The organism is Clostridium sp. CM038, assembly GCF_055081105.1.
This window is the reverse complement of the sequence record NZ_CM143651.1, coordinates 1,233,348-1,258,524: the sequence shown is the minus strand read 5'-3', so window position 1 is coordinate 1,258,524 and position 25,177 is coordinate 1,233,348. Positions and strand designations below refer to the sequence as shown.

Genomic DNA, 25,177 nt, shown 5'->3' with positions numbered 1-25,177 from the left:
AATCACTCCCTTTACAAGAAATTATCAAAGCTTTCTTCAAGTCCCTTTACTTCTTTGCCGGTTAATCGTATAAATCCCAATTCGTTATAATTGCAATTTACAACATTTACAAATTCATATCTACTTAGTTGAACCTTCTTAATAAGTACATTTGACCCTTTAAAATATATATCATATATACCAACAGGCACAGTATACTTTTTAATTTCTTCTTTTAACTTTATTTTTTCTAATTTTATTTGATCTATCTCTTTTTTCCCTAATTTTCGATTTACAACCTTTAATAGTTTTATAGAGTTTTCATCTATTTGATCTTTATGCTCTTCATAGATTTTATTAGGTATTACATCATAAGATGTTATATTTCTTAATTTTGCATCTTCTTTATCTATTTCATAAGGAGGTAAATCTGTTATCCACTTTGTAAATTTATTGTAATTAAATAAATAATCGCTGCCTTTTAAATTTTCTGTTGTTAAATATTGATTTATAATATTTATTTTATTCCTTTCAGTTAATATCCCATTTACATCTTCTAATGCCTCTTTTGATAATTCATATATTTTCTTGTCAATAAAACCTTTAGTTCCTTTAGTTCCATTTGTCAAAAGGTTATTATCTATGTTTAAAAACACAAAGCAATTAGGTTCTTCTATAGATTTCATGCCTTTCCTGTTACACCTACCAAGCCTTTGAAATAATCCACTTATATCCGAAAGTTCTGTAAACAAATAATCAAAATCAATATCTAAACTCGCTTCTACAATTTGTGTAGAAATCCATATGCATGTCCCAATATTTTCAGTTTTTCCAACCTCTAATATTTTCCTTTCTTTTTCGGCTCTTTCACATTTTATAAATTTACTATGTAGTATATTTATATTTGATACTCCTTTTTCTAAAAGCTCATTGTATATTTGCTGTGCTTTTTTAACAGTATTACAAACTACAAGTATTTTATTACTTATACCCTTTTCACTGTTTTCTTCAAATTTATTATATATACTATCAGTATCAATTTGGCTATGATAAACCTTAATATTATGCCTTTTTATATCATTTATAAATGTTTTCTCTTCAAACTCAATCGGATTTTCTCCCTCTTTTAATTTATCTCTTATAAACGGCGCTAATGTTGCCGTTAGAATTGCAATCTTTCCTCCGAATTTATTTACTATTTTGAGTCCATAAATTAAATATGCAAGTAAATCTGCTCCATACATCTGAATTTCATCAATGACTATTTTGGAATAAGATAATGTAGCAAGTTTAAGTTCATACCCTTGATATTTAAAAACAAAATCAAATAATTGATCTAGTGTTGAAATACTAAGAGGTATGGAAAGCTGTTTACTCTGATTATAATAATCCATAATATCCATTTCATCATTTTTATCGTTATTATAATAACTTAACGAATCCGAATGAAGAAGTGCTAATTTAGTTTGAATTTGGTTTTCATCTAGAATTTCTTCTTTAATTCTTTTATATATGGAATTTATAGCTGTCTTTAATGGTAATATGAAAAAGCCTTTATTATTGCCAATCCAATGAAGTCCTGCCTCTGTTTTACCCATGCCCGTTTGGGCAACAACCACAATGTTATTATTTGTATTTTCTTTACAAAACTGTTGAAGCTCATTCCAGTTCGCATTACTGTTTCCACTTCTCCATTTTTCTAATAAATTATCAAGACCACCGTTTAGAAAATCATTTTCATATTCAATTGAGATTTCTCCACTTGAACTATAGTCACACTTGTGTAGAAATCCTTTTATAAGAATTGCGTCCTGATTTTCTGTTACTTTGTTTATATTTTTAATAGTGCTTCTTTTAATTACATTAACTTTGAAATCACTTAATAGGTTCTTTATTAATTCTTTGCTTCGCCCATTTTCTATTATTCCAATGTTATCACAGTAGTTATGATGATTTAAAACAGCAAATGCTACTTTATAGTAATCATCTACATTCTTAAATTCATTTTTATCTATAAAATATAGAGATAACACATTGTGTGCTATCTCCGTGTTTTCATTAAACTTAGTATTGTTTTTTATTCTTTTTTGAAATTCTCTATTCGCTTTACCATAATCATGATATCCACAAGAAATTTTTGTAAGTTCATATATATTATGGTCTCTGATATATCTTAAATTTTGCAATACATCAAGATTTCTTAATAAATCATCGGTGTGCTGCCTTATTGTTTTGTCAGGTTTTGCATTGTAATTGGATAAATCCATACTATCACCCCTAATTAAAATTAACTATATATGACTTTTCTTTACTTATATCAAAATAAAGATTATCACTTCCATCTTCTGCTGAATATTCAGAAGTGTAAACAACTTTCTTTTTTTCAAAAATCCGTTTGTTATCCTCTATAATATAATTTTTATTTAGATAATACTTTGTTCCATCTGCTGAAGTTCCTTTTTTTGATCGTAAATTTACATATTCATTTTTTATAAGTTCATAATTTATATATGCAGAATATTCACTAATAACTTCATCTTCGTCTTCAATCCCATCTACAACATCTACAAAACAAGCTTCTTTAACATCTACAAAATCTTCACTTCTACCAATTGATTTTAAATTATATATATTGTCTTTAATTTCATCAAGTGTATTTTTATCACTCTTTATATGAAGTATTAATTCTATATTATTTAAAACCTCATAATATTTTAAAGAAGTTGTAAGGCTTGCAAATCTTGAATATGGTATTTCATATTCCTTATTCTTGTACTCTTTTAATCTCTCTTTAATTGTTTTTTCTAATTCCTTTATTTCTTTTTCTCTTTTAGAAATCACTTTAAATGCTGGTGAATTTGCTTCACACTTTTTCTTTTTATCTAATAATGCCTTTTTACGTTTTTTAGTAAGACCTAATACTTTGTCAATTCTATCTTTTTTAAATTCCGCAATTTTTTCTGTTAAGTCTTTAAGTACTCTGTATTCTTCTAGCAATTTTCTATTTATAACCTCTATTGTAATTCCTTTTCTGAAATCATTTTGTGTTGCTGCTTTTGCTTTAGCAACCTTGTCAAATGCGGTTGATAAAAGGTTTTGATTTTTCATTTTCACTAAAATCCCTCTATCGTTCATTGTAGAGTTCAAAAAACAATAATCCGTATAAGGTTCTTTGTGCATAGCTTCATATTTGCCCTGAATACTAATATCCATTGGATGATATTCTTTATACCCACATGCGCTGTGCAATGCTCCAATTATTGTTGAAAATGGAGGAAGTGGATAGGTCATTTTATTTAAAACAGTTTCTTCTTTTTTATAATTTGCACTGCTTTGCGTTAGTATAATTCTTAAAACTTCCATGCTTACACCCCATAATGTGTGTTAACTTGATTCCTTAAATCCTCAAAAAATTTAGAAACACTAATCAATGGTAATTCACTTTTAATTCCAGATTCATTTTTAAAATTGCCACCTTCAAGCAGTGCTACATTACACCCTTTTGCAATTCTATCTTTTAAATCTTCAGTAATTAGTAGTTTGTCCTCTTTCACCTTTACTACATTCTCAAAATAATGAGTTTTTCTATCAGTTAGGCCACCTACAATAAATAGTGGTTCCGCATTATCCAAATTTCCTTTTACCACTAAATTAAGAGTTTCAATTGTATCTAATATAGCAATAACCCTATCTGCCTTTTCCTTAGCATCAGCCTCTGGCGTTTCAAAATTCTCGTCCCTACCTATCATTTCAAGATCAATGGTTATACTATACATTTTCATGGTTTTGTCATACTCATATTGGTATGGCATAAGTCCACATTTTCCCGCATCTGCTTGTAGATTTAAACTATTATTTTTTGCAAAATTTGATGCAAGATAAAGATTATTATGAAATCTTGTTTCATTTACAAAATCATCACAAGCAATTGCATCAGTTAAATAGAAGGAACTCTTTCGAATATATGTATTTCCAGTTGTATTCATATATCCACCCTCTAAAGCTCTGCAATTTGTAGCATTAAGCTCATCAGACACAACTTTTTGATTTACTTTTTTATCTACCACAGTTTGTAGATCCCCATACATGCCACTTTGTACCATTATAGCGTTTTTAAGACTCTCTCTACTCCTTGTTGCATAACTCTTACCATTTTTAAAAACTTTCTGAACACTTGATATATTTCCAAGACCCTCTCCGTAATTAGATGTCATATTTGCCACAACTGTAAGTGTTAATGCTTTTTTATTCATCTTTTTTTCCTCCATTATCTTTATTAGACTCATTATTAAGTGCATTTATAAACGTATAGGCTATATTTTTATTTTCATCAAAGTTCTCAAATAAGTCATATGCAAAGTGAAAAACAACCCCCGAATAGGAAGATAACTGTAATAATATTTCACAAAACCTTTCGTAATCTTTAAATGTTATTGCACTTATTAACTTCTGCTTATAACTATTTACTTTGTTTTCTGGAATTTCTTTCATTACTCTTTTAGCACTTGCATAAGCAGATTTCATTTGCTTGTCCATTTTATCCCCTCCATAAATTAGTGTATTAATTTCTATGAGTGTTTTAATATTATATGTGTAACTGGATTTAGATTTTAATAGTATTTCTATTAGAGCATCAATTTTTATATTATTTAATATGTTATCTGTGACTATTTTTTCAAAATTCATATAATAATTATCATTAACTTTATATTTCATCTTAATAGCTTTATAATTTTTTATTTCTGCGAATATTTTGATGGCATCTTTTCTAATATACAACGTTTCAAAATAATCAACGTCTCTATTTTTAATAATTACCTCAACATCAAAGTCTATAAAGCCAGAAGAATTTTTCAAATCGCAGAACAATGTACTTCTAGGATTATCACTATTACTAATCAAATTATTTGTATCAAAAACTTGCTTTATTGAATAGTTGTTATTTATAAAAAAACCTTCATATGACTTTGAAAATGCAAATGGAATAAAATCAAATTCCTTTTCATCCTCCCACTTATATGTTTTGAAATCCCAATTATATGAGATTGATTTGCCCTTTTTAGGTACATCTATGTTATAATTTTGTATTCTACAAATGACACCCGGCTCTGCAAATAGACTGTTAGTATTGGCAAAATTTGCATACAAACTTTTTCCACTCCTGTATGTTTCTTTTATCAATAATAGTCTGTTTTCATTAATCTTTTGTAATATAATTTCTTTGTTTTCGCCTGAAAATTTAATTTCTCCGAAAACCTTTTTCATAATAACATTAGCTTTTAATTTATCATTTACTAATTTTATTTGATCATCAGTAAATTCGTTATTATCTAATATTTGCTCAATTACCCTATGATGCATAGCACTTTCAAAATAATACTCAACAAATAGCAAGTATCTTTCCTCTGTAATTTTTTCGCTATCATATGATATAACATCATCATCAATTTCATATAAGTTAGATTGTACCTCGTATTGCTTAAACACAAGATAATCAAAATATTTTATTATTCCCACTATACTAGCACCGTATCTCCAATCTGAGGCTTCCATTTTAGTGTTGAATTTTTCATTTTCTATTATGCTTTTCATAGTGTCCCCTTCCTCATTATTTCAAACATTCCGAAGCCACTTGATTTGCGACTTCCAATGCCCCCTGTATACAAATAATTGAGCAATGCTATATTACCTTTCAAACTAAACATACCTACTGTAACTTCTACAAATTGTGAATGGTGTCTAACCACAGTTTTTTTACATTGCACCGGCATTATAGAACAGCCCTCTAAAATAGAAGTGGTTAAAGTACTAGAATTAGATATTTGAAACTCTAACACTTTATTAAATGCTTCATAGAAGCCTACTTTTTCATAAGAATAATATGTATCTTTGTTATTTCCCCTGCTATGTTTTCTTACACATAAAGGAGATTTAAACATAATATCAATACTACCTGTTGTAATCGCAATTTCTTTTTCAATTAAAATATCTTTTACAATCATTACATTCTCATATGCCAAAGGATAGAGTTTGTTTTTCTGCATTGATAAAGCATTGAAAAATACTATACCTGTTCCTATATCACCTGTGCTAAAAGTAATATTAATTTTTCTATTTGGTACTAATATTTTTTCTTTTGTAAATTTACTACTTGGTATACCTACTGCAAATGTAAAAGGCTTGTCCTTACCTATTTCATAATAAGTACTAAAATGTTTACCATTATCATATGCAGTTAAACTATGTTTAAATAAACTAATTACAGATGGTCGGTAATCCAAAGGTAAATATTCATTTTTCAACTCTAATTCTATTTTAAATCTCATCGTTTTCTCCTCCCTAAAGTTTAAGCCTCTATTTATATAATTATCCAGCTTCATACTACCTAATTGATTAGTCTTAACCCCCAAGTTGAATACCGCTTTTCGGTATCACCCATACGAATATTGTAAAGCTTTAAATATCTTTTAAAAAAACCCTTTAATATTATAGTATTCATTACATAATATAACCCAATATGAATTTATTGTAAAACAAACAAACTCTAATGTCAATGTTTTATTACATTTTTAGAAATTTGTGTAGATTGCAATATAAAATGTCCGAAATTTTCAAGAAAAATATAATGTTAAGTTATAATGGTTTTCTGTTCCATCATATTAGCAGATAAACCGTTAAAAATCCTTCTTGGATAATTGTTGATCCAGTGCTGTATTTGCATAATTTGTTTTTTAGAGAATGCTGAAATATCCACACCTTTTGGAAAAATCGTCGTATCATTTTATTGATATTCTCGTTTGTGCCTCGTTCCCATGAACTGTATGGATGGGCATAATATACTTTAGTTCTCTTTCGCTTAACACCATTAATACAGTCTTTGTACCCTGCTTTCCTACTACGGTGTCCATTTCCCAGTGCCCTATCTCATCACGTGCAGCTACCGCTGTAGGTCTTTCTGATATGCTTGTTCCTTTGGTATTGTTATACGCTGGCCTTATTTTTTTATAGTTTCTCTTTTTGGCATTCTTTTTAACAGGCAGATCTTTGTTACTTATGTTTAAGGATAAATTATTATCCAAATAGTTATACACAGTTTTGAAGCAAATAGTTGTTTCGAATTGTAGCTCTTTATTTGTTATATTTTGAATAGCTGCATACGGAGATTCGCCATATTTACCAATGGCTTTTTCTAAGTACTTCACCAATTTGTGATCTTTCCCTATTTTCAATGCAGGCCCTTTTGCTGTGCCTTGTCTGTCATGTTCTGACTGCCCAATTTCTGCGCTATATTCCATTCGAGTGGTTAAATCACTATTCAATAATTCTACTATTCCTTTAGCAATTTCACGCCTTATTGTACGCTCTGAACGTCCACCTATTTGCTCCGCAATACAGCTTGAATTTAGCCCCATTTTGTATAATGTCTCTATCTTTATACGATCCTCATATGTTAGGTGTTTACCTTTTTTGTTCTCTGTGATAAAATTTGATTGACTCATTTGAAATCCTCCTGTACTTGTGTTGGTTTAGTCACTTAACATTGTACAAGATTTTTTCTCTTGAGTCTTTATTTTTTGTTCTATGGTCATTCCATTTTACAACTTACCCATTTTTAGAAATTTATCATAAAGTATTAAATATTATCCATTGTTTATGATTAGTCTTTATCATATAATATTAAATATAAACGTTTTTTTTTAATCTATCCACTTTGGAATATAAATTTAATTTTATAATATTCCTATTTTTAATTATTTAATCTATCCATATTGGAAATTAATATATAATTATCAACAACATAAAAATATTTACAGTATGCTTTACTCTACTTTTCCACTATATTCTTCCATGGTTTCAATTACTATGTTGAACATCTTTCCCAATTATTATTTATTGTTCAACACATTAACACATATACCCTTCTTTTACACCTAAATATCTGATATTTCACAAATATCTTTATAATTTAATTCATGACAATAACATAACTTGCCATGTAACCGCATAGTTCTAATAACAATTATCGTAGGTTAATGCATCTTCTAAGAAGATAATCAGCTTCGCAGAAGATGATTTAACTGTACCTATTGAGTTTTGTTCACTCTTCTTTATTAAATATTATCTTGTATACATTACAAATTACCTTTCTTTCAAATCAAAGTATTGTTATCTAAAATTACAGGCATATGGTCACTTACACCTATCCAATCTTCAAACTCACCTATCTCTAAACCATTAACTTTTTCTTTTTCACAGAAAAAATAATCTATATGATAAGGTTTTTCTTTCTTTCTATACATAAAGAATGTGGGTTTGTTTTCTTTACCTTGAACCTCATTTTCTTTTAAATGATAGCAACTATATAACCCTAGTCCTTCTAATCCATTTACTACTGATGAATGCGTCCTACGCTTATGCTTTTTATCCCAGCAGCTATTACTATTAAAGTCACCACAAATCAACATATTTTTCAACTTTTCATTATGTATTTGAAAATAAACATAGATATCTTCTATATAACTGCCACATCCCCATACTCCTAATAAAGAAAATTTATCATTAACCGTACAAGAAATAAACCATTCTAATCCATATGTTTTCCATTGGTTATCTTTCAACGTTATTGTATCTTTTGCGAAAATACCCAAGCCCTTATTTTTATGGCCTACCCATAATTAATTGCTTGCAAACTTTTTATATCCCTCATCCTAAGTTATTTCAGGATCTTCGCATTCTTGTATCACATAAATATCAGAATTTAATTCTTGAATATATTTATATTTTTTCCTAAATGCTCCATTGTAATTCCACGAAACAATTCTCAACTAAATTATCCCCTCTCATCAAAACATTATTTTTCCTTACGTCTATATATTTACCATTATTTAATGCATACCCACTAAAAGGAACTTTGCCAACATTTCTTTATAAACAACACTTTATCATTTGTTCTGTTGCATTAACCTCATATTCCCACCATATGCTATAATAAACTCATCCAATCACCAAAGGAGGTCCCCCATGAAAACCTACAACAAACTAGTCCGCGACAAAATCCCTGAAATCATTGAATCCGCTGGTAAAAGCTTTGATATTCACTATGCTAAAGAAGAAGAACTACTACCATTACTCGAAACCAAATTAAATGAAGAAGTATCAGAATATCTAGAAGCTAAAAACCTCGAAGAACTTGCTGACATTATGGAAGTTCTATTTGGTCTTGCAAGCACTCTTGGATATTCTGAAAAAGATTTAATTAATAAAAGAAATGCTAAAAAAGAAGAAAGAGGCGGCTTTGAAAAAGGCATAGTCCTTGAAAGTGTTTATGAATAGTCAAAACCATCCATAATTTTTCTCTATGGATGGCTTTGTCATCATATTTATTTTTCTAACTTCTCAAGTCTTTCCTTATAAAATCTCCTAGTCCTATAATCAATAATATCTTTAAAATGAGCTATAAATTCAGGATTTTCAATAAATTCACCTAAATCATCCTTTAAGCAAAAATATGACTTATCTCTATAAAAGAAATCTTTTGCAGAATTTAAAAATGCCTTTATTGGGTTTTCTGCAATTCTTAGATAGTCCTTTTTACTAAAGTTCTTAAAATTTTTACTTGAATCATGTCTCAAAAGATCCACTACATTTGAAGGTTTATCATAATAATTCCTAAAGCTTTGAAAAATGATTTCTTCATCTATTTTCAAATTAATGTTACCATTATTATAAAAAGCTAGGAGTAATGGCATTTTATAAGTCTTGGTCATTGAAGTCTTTTCAATATTATTTAAAAATCCATAAGCCACAGTTTTTAAAAATAGTTTCTCTTCTTCTGAAATTTCATTTATTTTATTTAGAAAGCCTAAATAATCATTAAATATATTTAATTCGCCTCTGGATCTTATTACATTGTAAAGATCATCATCCATATAAGTATACATTTGAAGTCTACTTGGTCTAGTTTTCAAGTCTTCTTTTATTCTATTAAATTCATCCACTAATAGATCAAATATATTCTTTTGCTGCTGCATCATCTTCTTAAATATATCAATTACCTGAAAATCAAAGTCTACTATACAATCCTCAGGATATTCTTCTTCTCTAGGTAATTTACCTTGTTTAGCCTTTTTGGCAATGTCTTTTAAATCCCCACTTAGAAAGAATGGAATCAAGTGAGCCTTTTTATAATTACCTATAAAGTCTAGTATGTTTAAATATTTCTTATCTTTGTACTTTCTTAACCCACGTCCAAGTTGTTGAAGAAAAATAGTTGGAGATTCTGTCGGTCTTAAAAGTAATATCATATCAATTTCAGGAATATCTAAGCCCTCATTAAACATATCCACAGAAAATATAATATTCAATTCTCCTTTTTTCAATTTATCCACTGCTTCGCCTCGTTGCATTGAAAACTCAGATTGCTTGCCACTCATTACAGCACAAGCCTTTATTCCATTTTCATTGAAATATTTGCTCATGTAATTTGCATGTCTTCTACTGCTGCAGAATCCTAAAGCTCGTCTACTATTATATTTTTTATAATGTTTTAGAATTAAATCTGCACGTTTATTAATCATCAATGCATTTTCTAGTTCTGCCTCATCATATTTACCATTTTTAAAGGATATTTTTGTATAATCTGTTTCATCAAAAACTCCATAGTATCTAAAGGGAACGAGCCAACCCTTGTCTATTGCTCCTTTTAATCTAACTTCATAAACAATATTGTAATCACAAAGGGCAAATACATCTTTGTTATCCAATCTCTCTGGAGTTGCAATAAGTCCTAAAAGAAATTTTGGAGTAAAATATTCTAATACATTCGCATAATTACCTGCTGCTGCATGATGAAATTCATCTATTATAATATAATCAAATTCATCCTTTTTAAAATATTCATCACATAGATACTGCTTTTGCCCCAGGGTTTGGACTGTAGAAAATAGCACATCACAATTACTATCTTTAATTTTACCACTAAAGAATCCAGTTTTAATATTAGGCCGAATATTTTTAAAAGATGTTTCTGCTTGATTTAATATTTCTTCTCTATGAGCTACGAATAGAATTTTTTGAAAATTAAGTGAATCAAAAGCTGCTAAATAAGTTTTACCTATGCCCGTTGCAGCCACAACTAATCCTTTATCTAAGCCTTCTTCTCTACATCTTTTCAGCTCATATAAAGCCTCAATCTGTGCACCTCTAGGTTCGTACATTGGAATTACTGTACCAAATTCTTCTTTGTTATCTTCAGCTTTTTCTAAATAATTAAAGACTTTAGGTCTTTTCCATACTGATGAATATCTTCTCATCTCTTCATCATCAATAATTATAGAATGATTTAAAAATAAATCTTCAAAAACACTCTTAAAATGTGTAAAATCATCTACGTTTTTATTCATATTTAATCTATAATTCCACTCAATGCCACTAGTTAATGCAGAACTCGACATATTAGAAGATCCTATAAAAATATCTCCATCTTCTTCATATTCAAATATGTATGATTTAGGATGAAATGATTTATTAGTAATATTATAAAACCTTAAATCTACTTTATCTCCTAGAGCATCCTTTACTAAATATAAAGCTTGAGGCTGAGTGATATTAAGATAATTTCCTGTTAAGATTCTAATTCTAACTCCTTTATCTGCTATCTGTTTTAAATCATTTATAAGCAATTTAACTCCTGATTCCATTAAAAATCCTACTATAATATCTATGCTCTTTGCCCTTTTTAATGAAGATGTTAACTTTGGTAGTAAATAATCATTACCCCCTGTAGAACAGTTTGAATCACACTCTAGATTCGCCTCTTTAAATGCAATGGAATCACTGGTGATTGTTCCTTTATTAAAAGTATCTATTTCAACCATCATATTCCACTAACTCCCTTTTACTTTTCTTTTCTAATTAGTGCTTCAACAACCCCATATGTTCTTACTTTAATAATTCTTCATAATTATTTTTTATTATTTTAAATACAATTTCACTAAATCCAGATTCCGACCTTAGTATAGGAAAATCTTCCAATGTATCATTTATAATTCTTTTTATCTCTTCTAAATCAATCTTAGGTAGATCGTAATCATACTCTTCTAATATTGGTTTATAATTATTCCTTGTAAACGCTGTTGAATACCAGGTATTTTCTAAACCCTTATTATTAAGAACTCCTGATAATCCTAAATTATTATCAAAATTTGGTGCAAGGCCTATTAGTTCTCCATCTTTTCTTATTTCTTTGCTATGTCTATAAAATCTATTTTTTTCATATATCCCCTCCACACTTTAATGAATATTCTAATTCTCTTATATTATAACCAAGCTTTGTATTTTAGAGTAGTCACGGAAACTAATATGTAAAACTTAATTATGTATAGAGTCATTATAGTGCTATAATTTTTATGTTCAGAGAGCAGTTAGGAATAAAAATAGGTATAGCAAACAAGCCTACACGATGCAGGAATTTTCAGAAAAAAGTACTTAATTGTCAAACAGCTACTCTAATAAATTTAAAATACTAAAACCTGAAACTTTAAGTCTTGCATCTAGATGAATATTAATTCCAGCAATCATAGTCATAAATGAATAACGTTTTTTACCATGTATTCGTAAAGTATGAATTTTATAATCATTTAGAATACGATTGTTTATACGTTCTGAGCAGGTTCTAGTTTTATAAATAGTTTTCCATTGTTTTGAGCCGCGAGGCACAGGAGTAAACAACCGCAAATCCCATGATGGTTTAGTGTAGATTACTCGCCCATAAGGTGAAGGTGAGCACTGTTCACAGCAAGAGCAACTAGCAACCTTTTTTAAAACTAAAGGGCAACGCCATTTAAGGCGTGAACGACTTTTTTCATAACCGTTATAGACCATTTCATGGCCACCAATACAGATAGGAAATCCTTTTTCATTAATATCTAGAGTAACTGGATATTTTGAATTTCCTTTGTTTTTGGAGTTCAGATCAATAAAGGGATTAATGTTCCATTTAGAACATAATTCATATGTAGGGTAGTTATCATTAGCTGAGTCAAGAACATAATTTGATATAGTGAACTGCGGTAACAGTTCTCTAAATTCAGCTAATGCTACTATTCCAGTGACACTGTCGTGTCTGCTTGCCTCTACAAATCGTAGATAAATAGGTAGATCTATCTTATATTTTTTATTATAGACAGATAAAGCATAGAGAGTGTAGCCATAAAACCAACGATTTTCATGGCTGTCCCAACCCCAATTAGCATTTATGTCAGAAAGTCTACGAGGGCATTTGCAATCGTAAATTCCATTTTCACGGCAGTCACAAACTTTAGAACCATAGTAAGAAGACTTACAGTGAACACAAGTACCATCGCCGCCAACTGTAAGGTTATCTTTTTCTATTAAGTTAAGATTAAAAGAGGGTTCTACAGCAACTAATGAGAATATTTTTTGAAGCAGCCTTTCGGCTCTTAGGGAAAATGAGCGACCAGCTTCAAAAAAATCTGAAATTCTCTTAACAACACCAGTTTTTTTATTAGGAAGCTTTTTATTTTTCCCGGGTGCCTTAATTTTAGAGGGTTTCTTCTTATACGAATATATTTTTTTTAGGTTTACCCTGTCGGTAGACAGATTTGAAAGCCATAATCTAGAGATAAAATCATAATGAGCACCAAGTGATGGGACATTATTTTTAGTGCAGCCTATACAGGTTGCAAGTAACTCACAGGCATGAATCTTTTTAACCCAGTTGGTAATGCTTGTTTCCTTTTGAAAAAGCATTAAAGAAAATGAACGAAATATCTCAGGTTGAAGAGTTGCAGGTCTACCAATATTAGAATAATAAGGTTTTAATATCTCTCTAAGAATATCTAAGTCTAAGCAATACAACTTAGAGATAGAAGGTTCAAGTTCTATAATTTTTTTAGGAAAAGCTTTGTAGAAACATGAGAGATTTAAAATAATAAATTGCTGATAATCAGCATGAGAGCTCCAATTTTTAAGCATAAAATAATCCTCCTATTAAAACATGTCTTTAAGAGGAGGACCGCAAAATTTTACAGGCTTGTCAAGTGTTTTATGCAAAAAAAGTGGGGGAATCAACAAAAATTAATGATACTAAAAATGAGTAATCACAGGAGCTAAGGAGTTTCCGTGAAAGCTCTTTTAAACAACGACCATTGCTAGCTTAATAAGTCTACAATCCTTTAATTTTTTATTTAGAGAAAAAATGTTATAATTATATTTGTAATTATAAAAAAAGAATAAATGAAGTGTTCGTTTAGAGCATACCTTTACGTAGGGTTGTTTGTTTTTAGATTAAAATGGAGGTATTACACATGGAAAACAATAAAATAAAAACGAAAGTTTTAAGACCTAAATTTGATAGCGATTTAGATATCATAGAGTTATCTAAGGAAAATATAGTGGATGAAGCTATATTTTCTTATGGAACAATTAGTGATTGCTCTTTAGAAAACCATAAAGCAGACATGGTAAATTTTAAACAAGTTATATTTAAAAAAGTTATTTTTAATAAGATAGCTTTTAGACGCATAGAACTTGTGGATGTGAGATTTGAAAATTGTGATTTATCCAATGTAGATTTTAATGAGGCTTCATTACATAGAGTAGAATTTGTGAACTGTAAGATTATTGGTATTAATTTAAATGAAGCCACCCTTAGAAATGTGATTTTTAAAAATTGTAACGGTCAATTTGCTTTTTTTAGTTATTCTAATTGTAAGCAAGTTGCATTCCTTCAATGTCAATTACGATCTTCCGACTTTCAAAATTCAAAATTTTTAAAAGTTGAATTTCAAGAGTCTAATCTACTCCATGCTCAAATGAATTTTACAAGTCTTAAAGGAATAGATTTTACTAGTTGCGATCTTGAAGGTATAGGAGTAAATATTGCTGATGTTAAGGGTGCAATAGTTAACACTATGCAAGCTGTTTCTCTATCGAGCATACTAGGTCTCATTGTTAAATAATCACCTTTATAAATTAATTGTTATGACATAATGAATGTTACACAACTACAATTAAGTTACTTTCAAAAATACCGTTAAAGGGATTTCCATATTTAGAAATCCCTTTTGCATAATATTTTTTTTGAAAAATTCTTTTCAACTTTTATAAAATACTAAATACATAGCATTTCTAGCACTCTTATTTTAAACTAAAAGGCATCGTATATTTAACGTCTCCACTTAACACTGAAGTAATATTTAAATCTTGTCTTACCTCTCCGCAAATGATTACCTTTATATTTTCAGGCTTCCAATCATCTCCCGGAGCGGTGTATATAGCTTTTCTTAACCATGTATTTGTAATAGTATCTGCATTAATAGTTTTAGGTAAAGTCAAATTATAGCTGTCTGTTTGATTTCTTTTAAAATCATTCCCCGGATTGTCCAAGGGCAATTCAAATTTCTGCCCATCCTGTGTTTCAATGCCAAAGTATACATAATCGTCGGTACTTGCATAATCAAAGTCTGCTGTTTTAATAACAACTTGTAATTGATTAAAGTTAAGTGATCCTACTGGCACAGTATTCGATGCTTCATTTATAAACCTATATAGGAACATTGCTATACTTTTTTGAGAATTTGGTAATGCTTGTCCCAGAGAATAATCCCAATCTGCATATGAGTTAGACATTGTAGATTTGGAAAAATATAATGATTTTGAAAGCTTTCCCCAGTAAGTATTGTTTTTTGTAATCCAATTTGAAAAATCAGCTGTTGTAATAACATTCGCATATACTGACTCCTTAGTTGTTCCATTCATTGTATTAAGAAGATACTTGCCTATGTTATTGTCAGCATATGTCTCATATTTGACATGTCCTGCGCTATCTACCGCTGTAATATTCGCAGCATGATAAGGGCAGTTGATATCTCCTAAGTAGTGAATAGCTTGTCCAAGTAGTTTTGAAGCATCTTGGTAATTCCCCTTTTTCCATTCATTTAAAGCCAATGCTGAAAATTTTCTACTTTGACTGTCTGCTGTTTCTGTAACAGTATAACTAGTATACCATGGCGCCGTATGAGTGAAATTATATCCTGTATCTGGATCCCAGAAGTGGTCTTGATACAAATCATATCCATTTGGATCAAAATCTGGGAAAGTAGACCCAATTTTCAAATCATTAATATATTCATTTAAAAGTTCTATATTATCTTTTACTTTCTGTGGTTCACCTGGATCTAGGTCGTTATTTAACATTTCCACTGCTTGATCCGTAATCACTGCATGAGTTCCCGTTCCATCCTTATTACCATTCCAACCGTAAGCTGTACCGGTCATAAAAAATGTTGCAACTGTAAAGATTAATATAATCAAAGATTTTGTTTTCTTCATAATTACATTTCCCCCTTTTTTACTTTCAAAATTTTGCTTCTTTTATTATAATTATACATATTTGTGTAAAGGTTTAAATGGCGTTTGCATGATTGGTTGTTGAAATGTCATAATCGAATATTTTTTTGTAAATTTATGGGTAATTCTATTATCATTTTATTAAAAGAGCAATGTTCAGTATAAATAAATTTTCTTTTTCTTCTATTTGTATTAAACCATCATATTTGTTTACTATGTAATTTATATTTTCAAGTCCGAACCCATGGTTTTCCTTATCGGGATGTGTTGTTTTATGTTCCTCTGTACCTTCCTGTTTTGCTCTGTTTGTGGTATTGGTAATTTTAATGATTAGATGTACCTTTTCTATATACATTTTGATTCGAATGAACTTATTTCCATCTGCTATATTTTCACAAGCTTCTATGGCATTATCTAGTGCATTTCCTAAAAGTATAGAGATATTCACAGGATCTATTTTAATATCTTTAGGTAAATTTATATCTATATATAATTCAATTTTTCTTTCTTTTGCGATAGATAACTTGAAATTTAACAATGCTGCAATAATAGGAATATCTATGTTTAGAATAGTATTAATTTCTGATGTTTGACTTGCTAGTTTTTCAGAATATTCTTTTGCGACATTTATCTCTCCTGTCTTTAAAAGCCCGTAGATACAATTGATATGGTTGTTAAAGTCATGCCTCTGTGCTCTTAATGTATGAATTAACTCTTGTATATTGTTCATATAAAAGATCTGCTTTTTATATTCTATTTCTTGTAGAGACCATTCTACTTCTTTTTTTGAATAGAGTAAAATTTGCTGGATAATTTTCATGATAACAAAACTGAAAAGTATTATACAGAGGGTAATGAATCCTATAAAAAAATTAGTTTTAAAAAAAGATTTCCCCTCATATATATTAAAAAAAATAGAATTGAAAAATATGTTTATCATTAAAACAATAGTAATTTGGTAAATAAGAATTTTTCTTATATAAGAAGTACTTACTTTAAATTGTATAAAAAATAACATGACTATTCGGGTAGTCACTGCACTGATTACTCTATAAATATTTTTTTGCACAAGAAGACTTGGAGAAACGTGAAATACCATACTTGTAATAATAACACCGACAAAATCAAAGGTTGCAAGACATCCCATAAACAGAATCATTACAAAAAATAGATTTCTTAAGTTGCAATTAAGGTTTATAAAATAAATTACAATAGTAACACATAAAATGAGGATAAACCCCAAAATTCTTGTATTCCCTAACCCTTTATTTATAAATTGAAGAAGGATGCTTTGAAATAGAATAATGAAAACAACCGTATAATTATTTTTAATTTTTTTTTGAAGAACTAGAGTAAGAAAAAAGTACAACATGTAACATTCTAGTAGATTAATTGAGAATTCATAAGCTTCCCATAAAAAGCACATGTATCCCACCTCCTAACGGAATAAATTATGACAGGAAATTCTCCTAACTTCATTCACACATGCTCTGCTTACAGGAATATATAGCTCTATTTTCTCCACACAAATTTGTTGATTTTTGTAAAAGGAAATTTTCTTATTATTTACAATAAATCCTTGATGACATTGGGTAAAAGAAGTCATATCTAAATGATCTTTTAAGTTTTTAAAACTTTCATTAAATTCTAAATTCTTTCCCTTGCACACAGCAATGATTTTCCTCAAATGTTTTTCAAAATAGTAGATGGAATCGTATTTAATGTTGTAGATACCTTCTTTAGTTTTTATAGTTAGGTCTTTTTCCTCTTCTGCATAAGGATAGGTACTTTTCAGCTTTTCGGATATTTCTTGAAATAAATTTTTAAATCTCTCCTCCGTAATCGGTTTGATAATGTAGTCAAAAGCCTTTATGCCAAAAGCATGCAATGCATAATCTTTAAATCCTGTAATAAATATAATGATTGCATTTTTATTAAGTTCTCTAATTTTTTTTCCTATTTCCAGTCCATTCATTCCTTTCATTTGGATATCTAAAAAGCAAATGTGTGCAGGCTTGTATTGTATTTGGGAAAGTAATTGTTCACCACTGTTAGAACAAATGATATGAAATTTTTTTTCTTTGTTGAATGATTCCATATATTTTTCAATAACTCTTACTTGAACAGGTTCATCATCACAGATTGCAATTGTATATTTCATAAAAATCAACTCCTTTTATACGTTACCATCCAATGTAACATCGTACTTGTTATTAGGTTTCCCGCTGGTTCCTATTGAATATCAAACATTTCTTTTACCAATATAAATCGGGGTATCACCTTTTTCTATGAATTCATTTATTGAAACATTTTTGCTGGGAATTATAAAAGAGATCCCAATTGATAGCGTAACTCTACTTGAAATTTTCGAGAATTTATGTGAAATATTTAGCTCTACCATTTTATTTCTTTTGTTTTCCCCAAATCTAATTGCATGCTCAATTGAACACTTTGGTAACACAATTACAAATTCATCACCACCATACCTTGCAGCAAAATAATGTCCATCACTCAATTTTTTCAAAGTTTTAGCAACACTAACTAAACATTTATCCCCTTCTAAATGGCCAAAGTTATCGTTATATTTTTTATTCAGGCCTCCAAAATATTCTATTTAGCATAATTCAACATACATTCGCAATTATCCTGCGGAATTTGTATAAAAAATAAAAATAATTATCTCAAGTGTATTTGCGAAGGAAGACCGCCTGAACTTGCTAAAAGAGTGTTCCTAAAATTGTGTAAAACACAGAAAAAAAAAGGAAATTTATATTTTATGTAGAATACATATACATAACTTGTAATATAAAGTAGAAAAATATATAAAAAGTAATTAACATTGAAGTAATCAATGTATATAATTTTTTTCAGGAGGATTTAATTCTTATATGACAATTAATAAATATACAAAATATTATATTTTCTTAATATCTTTTATAATCTTTTTTCTTTTTCTTCAAAGTTCTGTTCATGCCGAAAATACAGTTCAGAAAAATGTACTGATTTTAAATTCATATGGTAATGATAGTAGTATTGCCGCTGGAAATCAATCCATAAATTGGACTGGACAAATTACATCTGCAATAAATTCAGAGTTTGTAAATAGTAAAAAAAATATAGATGTTAAAATTCAATACTTGGACTCAGGTTATAATTTTGAAGAAGAGTATTCGCAGATAGTTTATAAATTATTTAAATATAAATTTAGAAGCACAAAATTTGATGTTGTAATTACTTTAGATGATAATGCATTTGAATTCTTACAGAAATATGGAGATACCTTGTTTCCTAAAACTCCAGTTGTATTTTGTGGAGTCTATAACTTTAATAAGTCTATGATTAACGCCAATCCTCTTTTTACAGGGCTTTCAAAGAGTCCGGATATTCAAAGTACCATTGATGTTGGTTTAAAGCTTCATCCAAGTACTAAGCAAATATTTATAATTACAAATAAAAACCCAAGGGGAATAATTACTAAAAATCTTATAGAAGGTTTAATACCTTTATATAAAGACAAAGTTAAATTTTTATTTTCTGATGAGGAAAATGTTACAAAACTTAAAGAAAGAGTAAAAAGCTTACCTAAAGATACTATTATTTATTTTGATTCTAATGGAACAACTAAAAATAATAAGGGTAAGGATATTTCAATTGGGGAAACTGTAAATGTACTTTTCAAAGATACATTTATACCCATATATTCTACAGGTTATATCCAGACTAACAAAGAAAGTGTTGGAGGCGTGGTTACATATGGTAATGACTTAGGAAAAGAAGTAGGTAAACTAGCCTTGAAAATATTGAATGGTGAAAAAGTTTCTGATATACCTGTTACTGAGGATTCATCTCATAGATACGTATTTAATTATGATAAATTAAAACAATTTACTATTGATATGAAGGATTTGCCTAAAGGATCAGAGATAGTTAATGAACCTCATAAATCTTATAATATGTCTAAAAAACAAATTTTATATGCCTCATCTATTGTTATATTTATAATTATAGGAGCAACGATTTTTGTCATTATTAATATAAACAAACGTAGGCGTGCTGAAAGATTATTATCTGAAAGTGAAAATTTGTTAAATACATTAATAAATTCTACTACTAATATAATTTATTTTAAAAGTGCTAAAGGTAAGTTTCTTGATATAAATAATGTACTTTTAACATTACTAAATATCGATGAAAAAGATTGTAAGGATAAAAATATCGGGGAATTAACTAATATATCAACTCAGGCAAAATATGTATTAGAAAATTGGTCAAATAAGGATGAGGAAGCATTGAAAACAGGCACTGTATATAGAAGTGAGGAAGTAGTGCAAGATGAAAGAGAGAACATTAATAAAATTTATGATACATTGAGAATACCTCTATTTAGTGATGATGGAACTTATAAAGGGTTGATTTTGTTAGGGTTTAATATAACAGATTTTAAGAATAATCAGCAAAATGAAAAGATGATTATAGAACTTATGAATTATGATAAATTGAAAACAAACTTTTTTTCAAATATTTCTCATGAACTCAGAACACCTCTAAATTTAATTTTTAGTGCTCTTCAGGTTATAGAATTAAAAAATAGTGAAGTTAAGCAAGAAGATAAAAACATAGAAAAATATACAGATATAATGAAACAAAATTGCTATAGGTTACTTAGAATTATTGGTAATCTTATAGATATAACAAAGATTGATGCAGGTCATTTTTTTATACAAATGCAAAACAATGACATAGTAAATGTAGTAGAAAATATTGTATCATCAATTGTTGATTATGTAGAAAACAAAAATATTTCTATTGTTTTTGATACAGAAATAGAAGAAAGATTTATGGCTTTTGATGCAGATGCAATGGAAAGAATAATACTGAATTTGTTATCAAATGCTATAAAATTTACTCTTAGTGGTGGGAAAATAGAAGTTAATATATATAATAAGCTAAATAGTGTAGTTATATCTGTTAAAGATACAGGAATAGGAATACCTATTGAAAAACAATCTTCTATATTTGAAAAGTTTGTTCAAGTAGACAAGTCTCTATCTAGAAACAGAGAAGGAAGTGGAATAGGGCTTTCATTAGTTAAGGAGTTAGTAGTTATACATAATGGAACTATTGAATTAGAAAGTACTCTAGATAATGGCAGTGAATTTAGAGTAGAGATTCCTGTAAAATTGCTACCTAAAGATGAAAATTTTAATGAAAATAGTATTTATACAAAAGAAACTAAAGTAGAACGGATTAAAATAGAGTTATCTGATATATATGATTAAAAACAAAAACAATGGATAGGCATTAAATGCCTATCCATCATAATCAATAATTACTTCTTTTATTCTTTGCAATATAATATGCTGAATGCTTGAAATACTGTAAGCATCTTCAGCCTCCAATAGAACATTCCAATCCATATTCCTCTACTATTTTTTTAAAGCTATTCATAGTATCCTCATCTGGCGTTTTAATTTCCTGTCCCATTATATAATCTAATCCTAGGTTCTCATACTTATTGGCCCCAAGCTTATGATATGGTAATAAATCTAAGTGCTTTACTATCCCTAAACTTTTTGCAAACTTAGCAATATCAGATATACTGTTTTTATCACAATTAAATTGTGGAATAACAGGTACTCTTATAATAAGCTCTGTGCCAAAAGCAGCAATTTTTTTAGCATTTCTTATTATTATTTCATTACTTACATAAACATGTTTTTTATGTTTTTCATCATCTAAATGTTTTATATCTAAAAGCACTAAATCAACCAAAGGAATTATCTTATCTATTGTCTCTTCACTAGCATAGCCTGTAGTTTCTATTGCAGTATGCCATCCCATTGACTTGCAAGCTTTTAAAAGTTCAATTGCAAATTCTGGTTGCATAAGCATTTCTCCTCCAGATAATGTAACTCCACCTCCAGAACGTCTGAACTGAATAGTTTCTTTCTTTAGTTCAGTCATTACCTTCTCTACAGTAGTTTCTTCCCCAGATTTCACAATACCTCCTGGATAACAATTTTCAGCGCAAAGTCCACAACTTGTGCATTTTTCTCTATCTATTCTTCCAGGTCTTAGCATATCTATTGCGCCTGCCGGACAATTTTTTTCACATTTTTTACACTCAATACAATTTTTTTCATTAAACATAATTTGAACTAATGGATCCTGTGATTCTGGATTACTACACCAATCACATTTTAAAGGACAACCTTTAAAAAACACTATTGTCCTAATCCCAGGTCCATCATGAATAGAAAAGCGTTGCATATTAAAAATTTTGCCTTTTTGCTTATAATTAATTCTTCTTATCGGCATCTGCTTTTCCTCCTTTTAGAAAGTTTGTTCAGTTCTCTTTATAATATCATCTTGAATTGCTTTATCTAATGTTATAAATTGCGCACTATAACCGGCAACACGTACTACTAAATCTCTATATTTACTTGGATTCTTTTGTGCTTCAACAAGAGTTTCCTTATCTATTATATTAAACTGTACATGCATACCCTTTTGATCGAAAAAGCTTCTAACAAGTGATGCTAAATTATTTAATCCAGTACTTCCTTGAATTGAACCTGGATGGAATTTTTGATTTAATAAAGTACCATTAGATGCAATAAAATGATCTAATTTAGCTACTGAATTTATAGCAGCAGTTGGTCCATTACTATCTGCTCCTCTAACTGGAGATACACCATCTGCTAATGCTTCATGTGCTTTTCTACCATCTGGAGTTGCTCCTATAAGATCACCAAATAGGATGTTAATTGCCGCTGGATATAATCCCGCATGGAAATTTCCGCCTCTTGGATTTTTATGTTTTGCAACTTCTTTGCAGTAAATATATGCTCCTTGACTTGCTAATTCATCAACTTCATCAATATCATTACCAAACTTAGGTGCTCTATGAATTAACATTTGTCTTAAGTCCTCAAAATCTATCTTTGAAGTTGAATCTTCTTGACCAAAGTTAGTATCTAAAGCTTCTTTTAAATCTTTTAAAGTTATCATTTTAGTATCAAATACAAGCTTTTTAATAGCTGCAAAAGAGTCTCCTACATTCGCAACACCAACACCTTGTGGTCCTGTAAAGTTATAATGTGCTCCGCCTTCTTGAAGTGATTTACCATCTGTTATACAGTCATCAACCATACAAGATAGGAAAGGTAATGGAGCTCTTTCTGCATGAGCAATATCAATAGAATTGTCTGCCACTGATAATTGATAAACAAAGTATTCCATTTGTTTCGTATAAGCTTCAATAATTTCTTCAATAGACTTGAACTGTGTAAATTCCCCAGTCTTAGGTCCAATTTGTTTTCCATTACTCATACCATTATTTATAGTGACTTCTAATAGTCTTGCTAGATTAAAGAAACCTGAATCATGCCATCCCTCTGTTTTACCTGGTTTTTGCGGTTCAACGCAACCAATAATTCCATATTCTCTAGCATCTTCAATTGTTAATCCATTACTAACTAATGCAGTAATTACAACTTCATCATTATAAAATGCTGGCATACCAAGGCCTAATCTGCTTAACTCACAACATCTTAATAGGAATTCATCTGGAGTTTTGTTCCATATTCTTACTGAGAATGAAGGTGCTGCTAATCTTACATGAGCTGTAGCGTCTATGCACATGTATGATAAATCATTTGTAGAATCTTTGCCTTCTCTAGTTTGTCCACCTACACATAGGTTTTGAAACAGTGGATATCCACCAAATGCTCTTGTTGATACTTCATCACGAACTTTGTTAATATCATTTAATTTAACCCATACACAATCAATAAGTTCTTGAATTGCATCTATGTCAAAATTTCCTGAATTTAATTCTATTTCATAATATGGATACATATATTGATCAAATCTTGTTGGAGAAATAGAATGTCCATTTGATTCTATATTTATAACTGCATGTACAAACCAGAATGATTGGCAAGCTTCATAAAAATTAGTTGCTCCATTTTCAGGTACTGTTTCACAGTTTTTAGCTATTTGTAATAATTCTTTAGCGCGCACGTCATTAGATTCTTTTGAAGCCATTTCTCTAGCAAGCTTTGCATATCTATGTGCATAATTTATTATGGCTTTGCAAGAACATATGATAGATTCCCAAAATAGTTTTTGCTTAATATATTCAGGATTTTCTTTATCAGCAGATGCAATTGCACATTCAACTTCTTCAATAATTCCTTTATATCCTTTAGCTAAAACCTTAGCGTAATCTACAGATACATGTCCTACTCCATTAAGATAATAGTTTGCAACTGTAAATACATTTTCATTAATTGCATCAATAGTTTCTGGATACATATATGAAGTAGCAAGTTCATTAGTAGTTTTGCCTTCCCAATAATTGAAGACTTCTGTAAGTTGTCCTTTTGCCTTTTCGGTAATTTGGAATGAATCACCTTTTCTCTTTCCTATGGTTTCAAATTCATCTTTAATCCATTTATTTGAGAATTCAGGAAAAATTTGAGCTGATCTTGCTTCCTGAGTAAGACTTCCAACTACTAGCTCTTCATCTCTTATAATAATAGGAATTTCATTTAATATCTTTTCAAGTGCTCTAGCCCTACGAACTACTGCTGGTTGTCCTTCTGTCTCTTTAAATGATTCTGTTATTAATAACGCTCTATCAACTTCAATACATGGAACTGCTAAAAGTATTTGTTCCTTTAATGCTACTATCCTCTTTGTTGGTTTACTAAATCCATCTTGTAGAATATACATATTAAAACTTCCTCTCTTAATATAATTTTTTTATTTAACTACTGTTTACAATTTATTAAAACATCTTCTAAAACGTAAGAATTTGTTA

18 protein-coding genes and 1 pseudogene are annotated in these 25,177 nt (G+C 29.3%); 3 read left to right on the top strand and 16 right to left on the bottom strand.

Annotation, left to right across the window (positions count from 1 at the left end; translation table 11 throughout):
• Positions 1-11 precede the first annotated feature (11 nt).
• The 7 genes and pseudogenes from cas3 to ACWJKS_RS05630 all read right to left on the bottom strand — a co-directional run bounded on the left by cas3 (position 12) and on the right by ACWJKS_RS05630 (position 8,627).
• Positions 12-2,246, bottom strand: a complete 2,235-nt coding sequence (gene cas3, locus ACWJKS_RS05660; RefSeq protein WP_462960670.1) for a CRISPR-associated helicase Cas3' — start codon at positions 2,244-2,246, stop codon at positions 12-14.
• A 10-nt stretch (positions 2,247-2,256) separates the two neighbouring features.
• Entirely contained in the window at positions 2,257-3,342 is a 1,086-nt protein-coding gene (gene cas5 / locus ACWJKS_RS05655; RefSeq protein ID WP_462960669.1) for a CRISPR-associated protein Cas5, read from the bottom strand.
• Between the two features lie 2 nt (positions 3,343-3,344).
• On the bottom strand, positions 3,345-4,232 hold the full coding sequence (gene cas7i, locus ACWJKS_RS05650; protein WP_462960668.1) for a type I-B CRISPR-associated protein Cas7/Cst2/DevR: 888 nt from the start codon (positions 4,230-4,232) through the stop codon (positions 3,345-3,347).
• Positions 4,225-5,571: a type I CRISPR-associated protein Cas8a1/Csx8 gene (gene cas8a1, locus ACWJKS_RS05645; RefSeq protein WP_462960667.1), complete on the bottom strand. Its 1,347-nt coding sequence runs from the start codon at positions 5,569-5,571 to the stop codon at positions 4,225-4,227. Before cas8a1 ends, cas7i begins: the two co-directional genes overlap by 8 nt.
• Positions 5,568-6,305 carry a CRISPR-associated endoribonuclease Cas6 gene (gene cas6, locus ACWJKS_RS05640; protein WP_462960666.1) on the bottom strand — a complete coding sequence of 246 codons (738 nt, stop codon included), beginning with the start codon at positions 6,303-6,305 and terminating at the stop codon, positions 5,568-5,570. The genes cas8a1 and cas6 overlap by 4 nt, the downstream gene beginning before the upstream one ends.
• A 302-nt stretch (positions 6,306-6,607) precedes the next feature.
• Positions 6,608-7,478 (bottom strand): annotated as a pseudogene (locus ACWJKS_RS05635) (IS30 family transposase).
• A gap of 651 nt (positions 7,479-8,129) precedes the next feature.
• Positions 8,130-8,627: a hypothetical protein gene (locus tag ACWJKS_RS05630; RefSeq protein ID WP_462960665.1), complete on the bottom strand. Its 498-nt coding sequence runs from the start codon at positions 8,625-8,627 to the stop codon at positions 8,130-8,132.
• Between the two features lie 373 nt (positions 8,628-9,000).
• On the opposite strand from ACWJKS_RS05630, the gene ACWJKS_RS05625 reads away from it, so the two are divergent.
• Complete coding sequence (locus ACWJKS_RS05625; protein ID WP_462960664.1) at positions 9,001-9,312, top strand: phosphoribosyl-ATP pyrophosphohydrolase; 312 nt, start codon at positions 9,001-9,003, stop codon at positions 9,310-9,312.
• Between the two features lie 47 nt (positions 9,313-9,359).
• Here the strand turns inward: ACWJKS_RS05625 and ACWJKS_RS05620 are convergent, their stop codons facing one another.
• The 3 genes from ACWJKS_RS05620 to ACWJKS_RS05610 all read right to left on the bottom strand — a co-directional run bounded on the left by ACWJKS_RS05620 (position 9,360) and on the right by ACWJKS_RS05610 (position 13,974).
• Positions 9,360-11,855 (bottom strand): DEAD/DEAH box helicase family protein, encoded by a 2,496-nt coding sequence (locus ACWJKS_RS05620; RefSeq protein ID WP_462961051.1) that lies wholly within the window; start codon positions 11,853-11,855, stop codon positions 9,360-9,362.
• A 64-nt stretch (positions 11,856-11,919) separates the two neighbouring features.
• Positions 11,920-12,267 carry a hypothetical protein gene (locus ACWJKS_RS05615; protein WP_462960663.1) on the bottom strand — a complete coding sequence of 116 codons (348 nt, stop codon included), beginning with the start codon at positions 12,265-12,267 and terminating at the stop codon, positions 11,920-11,922.
• Between the two features lie 213 nt (positions 12,268-12,480).
• Positions 12,481-13,974 carry a hypothetical protein gene (locus tag ACWJKS_RS05610; RefSeq protein WP_462959674.1) on the bottom strand — a complete coding sequence of 498 codons (1,494 nt, stop codon included), beginning with the start codon at positions 13,972-13,974 and terminating at the stop codon, positions 12,481-12,483.
• 332 nt (positions 13,975-14,306) lie between these two features.
• Between ACWJKS_RS05610 and ACWJKS_RS05605 the strand changes: the two genes are divergently transcribed.
• Positions 14,307-14,960: a pentapeptide repeat-containing protein gene (locus ACWJKS_RS05605; protein ID WP_462960662.1), complete on the top strand. Its 654-nt coding sequence runs from the start codon at positions 14,307-14,309 to the stop codon at positions 14,958-14,960.
• A gap of 178 nt (positions 14,961-15,138) precedes the next feature.
• Here the strand turns inward: ACWJKS_RS05605 and ACWJKS_RS05600 are convergent, their stop codons facing one another.
• The 4 genes from ACWJKS_RS05600 to ACWJKS_RS05585 form a co-directional block, all read right to left on the bottom strand.
• Positions 15,139-16,332, bottom strand: coding sequence for a phospholipase C (locus tag ACWJKS_RS05600; protein WP_462960661.1), 1,194 nt, complete (start codon positions 16,330-16,332; stop codon positions 15,139-15,141).
• Between the two features lie 151 nt (positions 16,333-16,483).
• Positions 16,484-17,080, bottom strand: a complete 597-nt coding sequence (locus tag ACWJKS_RS05595; RefSeq protein WP_462960660.1) for a sensor histidine kinase — start codon at positions 17,078-17,080, stop codon at positions 16,484-16,486.
• 708 nt (positions 17,081-17,788) lie between these two features.
• Positions 17,789-18,511, bottom strand: a complete 723-nt coding sequence (locus ACWJKS_RS05590; RefSeq protein ID WP_462960659.1) for a LytR/AlgR family response regulator transcription factor — start codon at positions 18,509-18,511, stop codon at positions 17,789-17,791.
• A gap of 81 nt (positions 18,512-18,592) precedes the next feature.
• Complete coding sequence (locus tag ACWJKS_RS05585) at positions 18,593-18,946, bottom strand: GGDEF domain-containing protein (protein ID WP_462961050.1); 354 nt, start codon at positions 18,944-18,946, stop codon at positions 18,593-18,595.
• Positions 18,947-19,238: 292 nt separating this feature from the next.
• Here ACWJKS_RS05585 and ACWJKS_RS05580 point away from each other — a divergent pair, with 292 nt between their 5' ends.
• Positions 19,239-21,629, top strand: coding sequence for a sensor histidine kinase (locus ACWJKS_RS05580; protein ID WP_462960658.1), 2,391 nt, complete (start codon positions 19,239-19,241; stop codon positions 21,627-21,629).
• A gap of 109 nt (positions 21,630-21,738) precedes the next feature.
• On the opposite strand, the gene ACWJKS_RS05575 is transcribed toward ACWJKS_RS05580, so the two are convergent.
• Positions 21,739-22,668, bottom strand: a complete 930-nt coding sequence (locus tag ACWJKS_RS05575) for a glycyl-radical enzyme activating protein (protein ID WP_216303820.1) — start codon at positions 22,666-22,668, stop codon at positions 21,739-21,741.
• 15 nt (positions 22,669-22,683) lie between these two features.
• Complete coding sequence (locus tag ACWJKS_RS05570; protein WP_165414188.1) at positions 22,684-25,089, bottom strand: glycyl radical protein; 2,406 nt, start codon at positions 25,087-25,089, stop codon at positions 22,684-22,686.
• Between the last annotated feature and the right edge of the window lie 88 nt (positions 25,090-25,177).

Bases quoted from the DNA above. Each gene is read 5' to 3' on its own strand.
- ACWJKS_RS05580 (WP_462960658.1), top strand. From the start codon at position 19,239: ATGACAATTAATAAATATACAAAATATTATATTTTCTTAATATCTTTT.
- ACWJKS_RS05600 (WP_462960661.1), bottom strand. From the start codon at position 16,332: ATGAAGAAAACAAAATCTTTGATTATATTAATCTTTACAGTTGCAACA.
- ACWJKS_RS05575 (WP_216303820.1), bottom strand. From the start codon at position 22,668: ATGCCGATAAGAAGAATTAATTATAAGCAAAAAGGCAAAATTTTTAAT.
- ACWJKS_RS05625 (WP_462960664.1), top strand. From the start codon at position 9,001: ATGAAAACCTACAACAAACTAGTCCGCGACAAAATCCCTGAAATCATT.
- ACWJKS_RS05610 (WP_462959674.1), bottom strand. From the start codon at position 13,974: ATGCTTAAAAATTGGAGCTCTCATGCTGATTATCAGCAATTTATTATT.
- ACWJKS_RS05570 (WP_165414188.1), bottom strand. From the start codon at position 25,089: ATGTATATTCTACAAGATGGATTTAGTAAACCAACAAAGAGGATAGTA.
- ACWJKS_RS05590 (WP_462960659.1), bottom strand. From the start codon at position 18,511: ATGAAATATACAATTGCAATCTGTGATGATGAACCTGTTCAAGTAAGA.
- ACWJKS_RS05605 (WP_462960662.1), top strand. From the start codon at position 14,307: ATGGAAAACAATAAAATAAAAACGAAAGTTTTAAGACCTAAATTTGAT.
- ACWJKS_RS05620 (WP_462961051.1), bottom strand. From the start codon at position 11,855: ATGGTTGAAATAGATACTTTTAATAAAGGAACAATCACCAGTGATTCC.
- cas3 (WP_462960670.1), bottom strand. From the start codon at position 2,246: ATGGATTTATCCAATTACAATGCAAAACCTGACAAAACAATAAGGCAG.
- cas8a1 (WP_462960667.1), bottom strand. From the start codon at position 5,571: ATGAAAAGCATAATAGAAAATGAAAAATTCAACACTAAAATGGAAGCC.
- cas5 (WP_462960669.1), bottom strand. From the start codon at position 3,342: ATGGAAGTTTTAAGAATTATACTAACGCAAAGCAGTGCAAATTATAAA.
- cas6 (WP_462960666.1), bottom strand. From the start codon at position 6,305: ATGAGATTTAAAATAGAATTAGAGTTGAAAAATGAATATTTACCTTTG.
- ACWJKS_RS05595 (WP_462960660.1), bottom strand. From the start codon at position 17,080: ATGAACAATATACAAGAGTTAATTCATACATTAAGAGCACAGAGGCAT.
- cas7i (WP_462960668.1), bottom strand. From the start codon at position 4,232: ATGAATAAAAAAGCATTAACACTTACAGTTGTGGCAAATATGACATCT.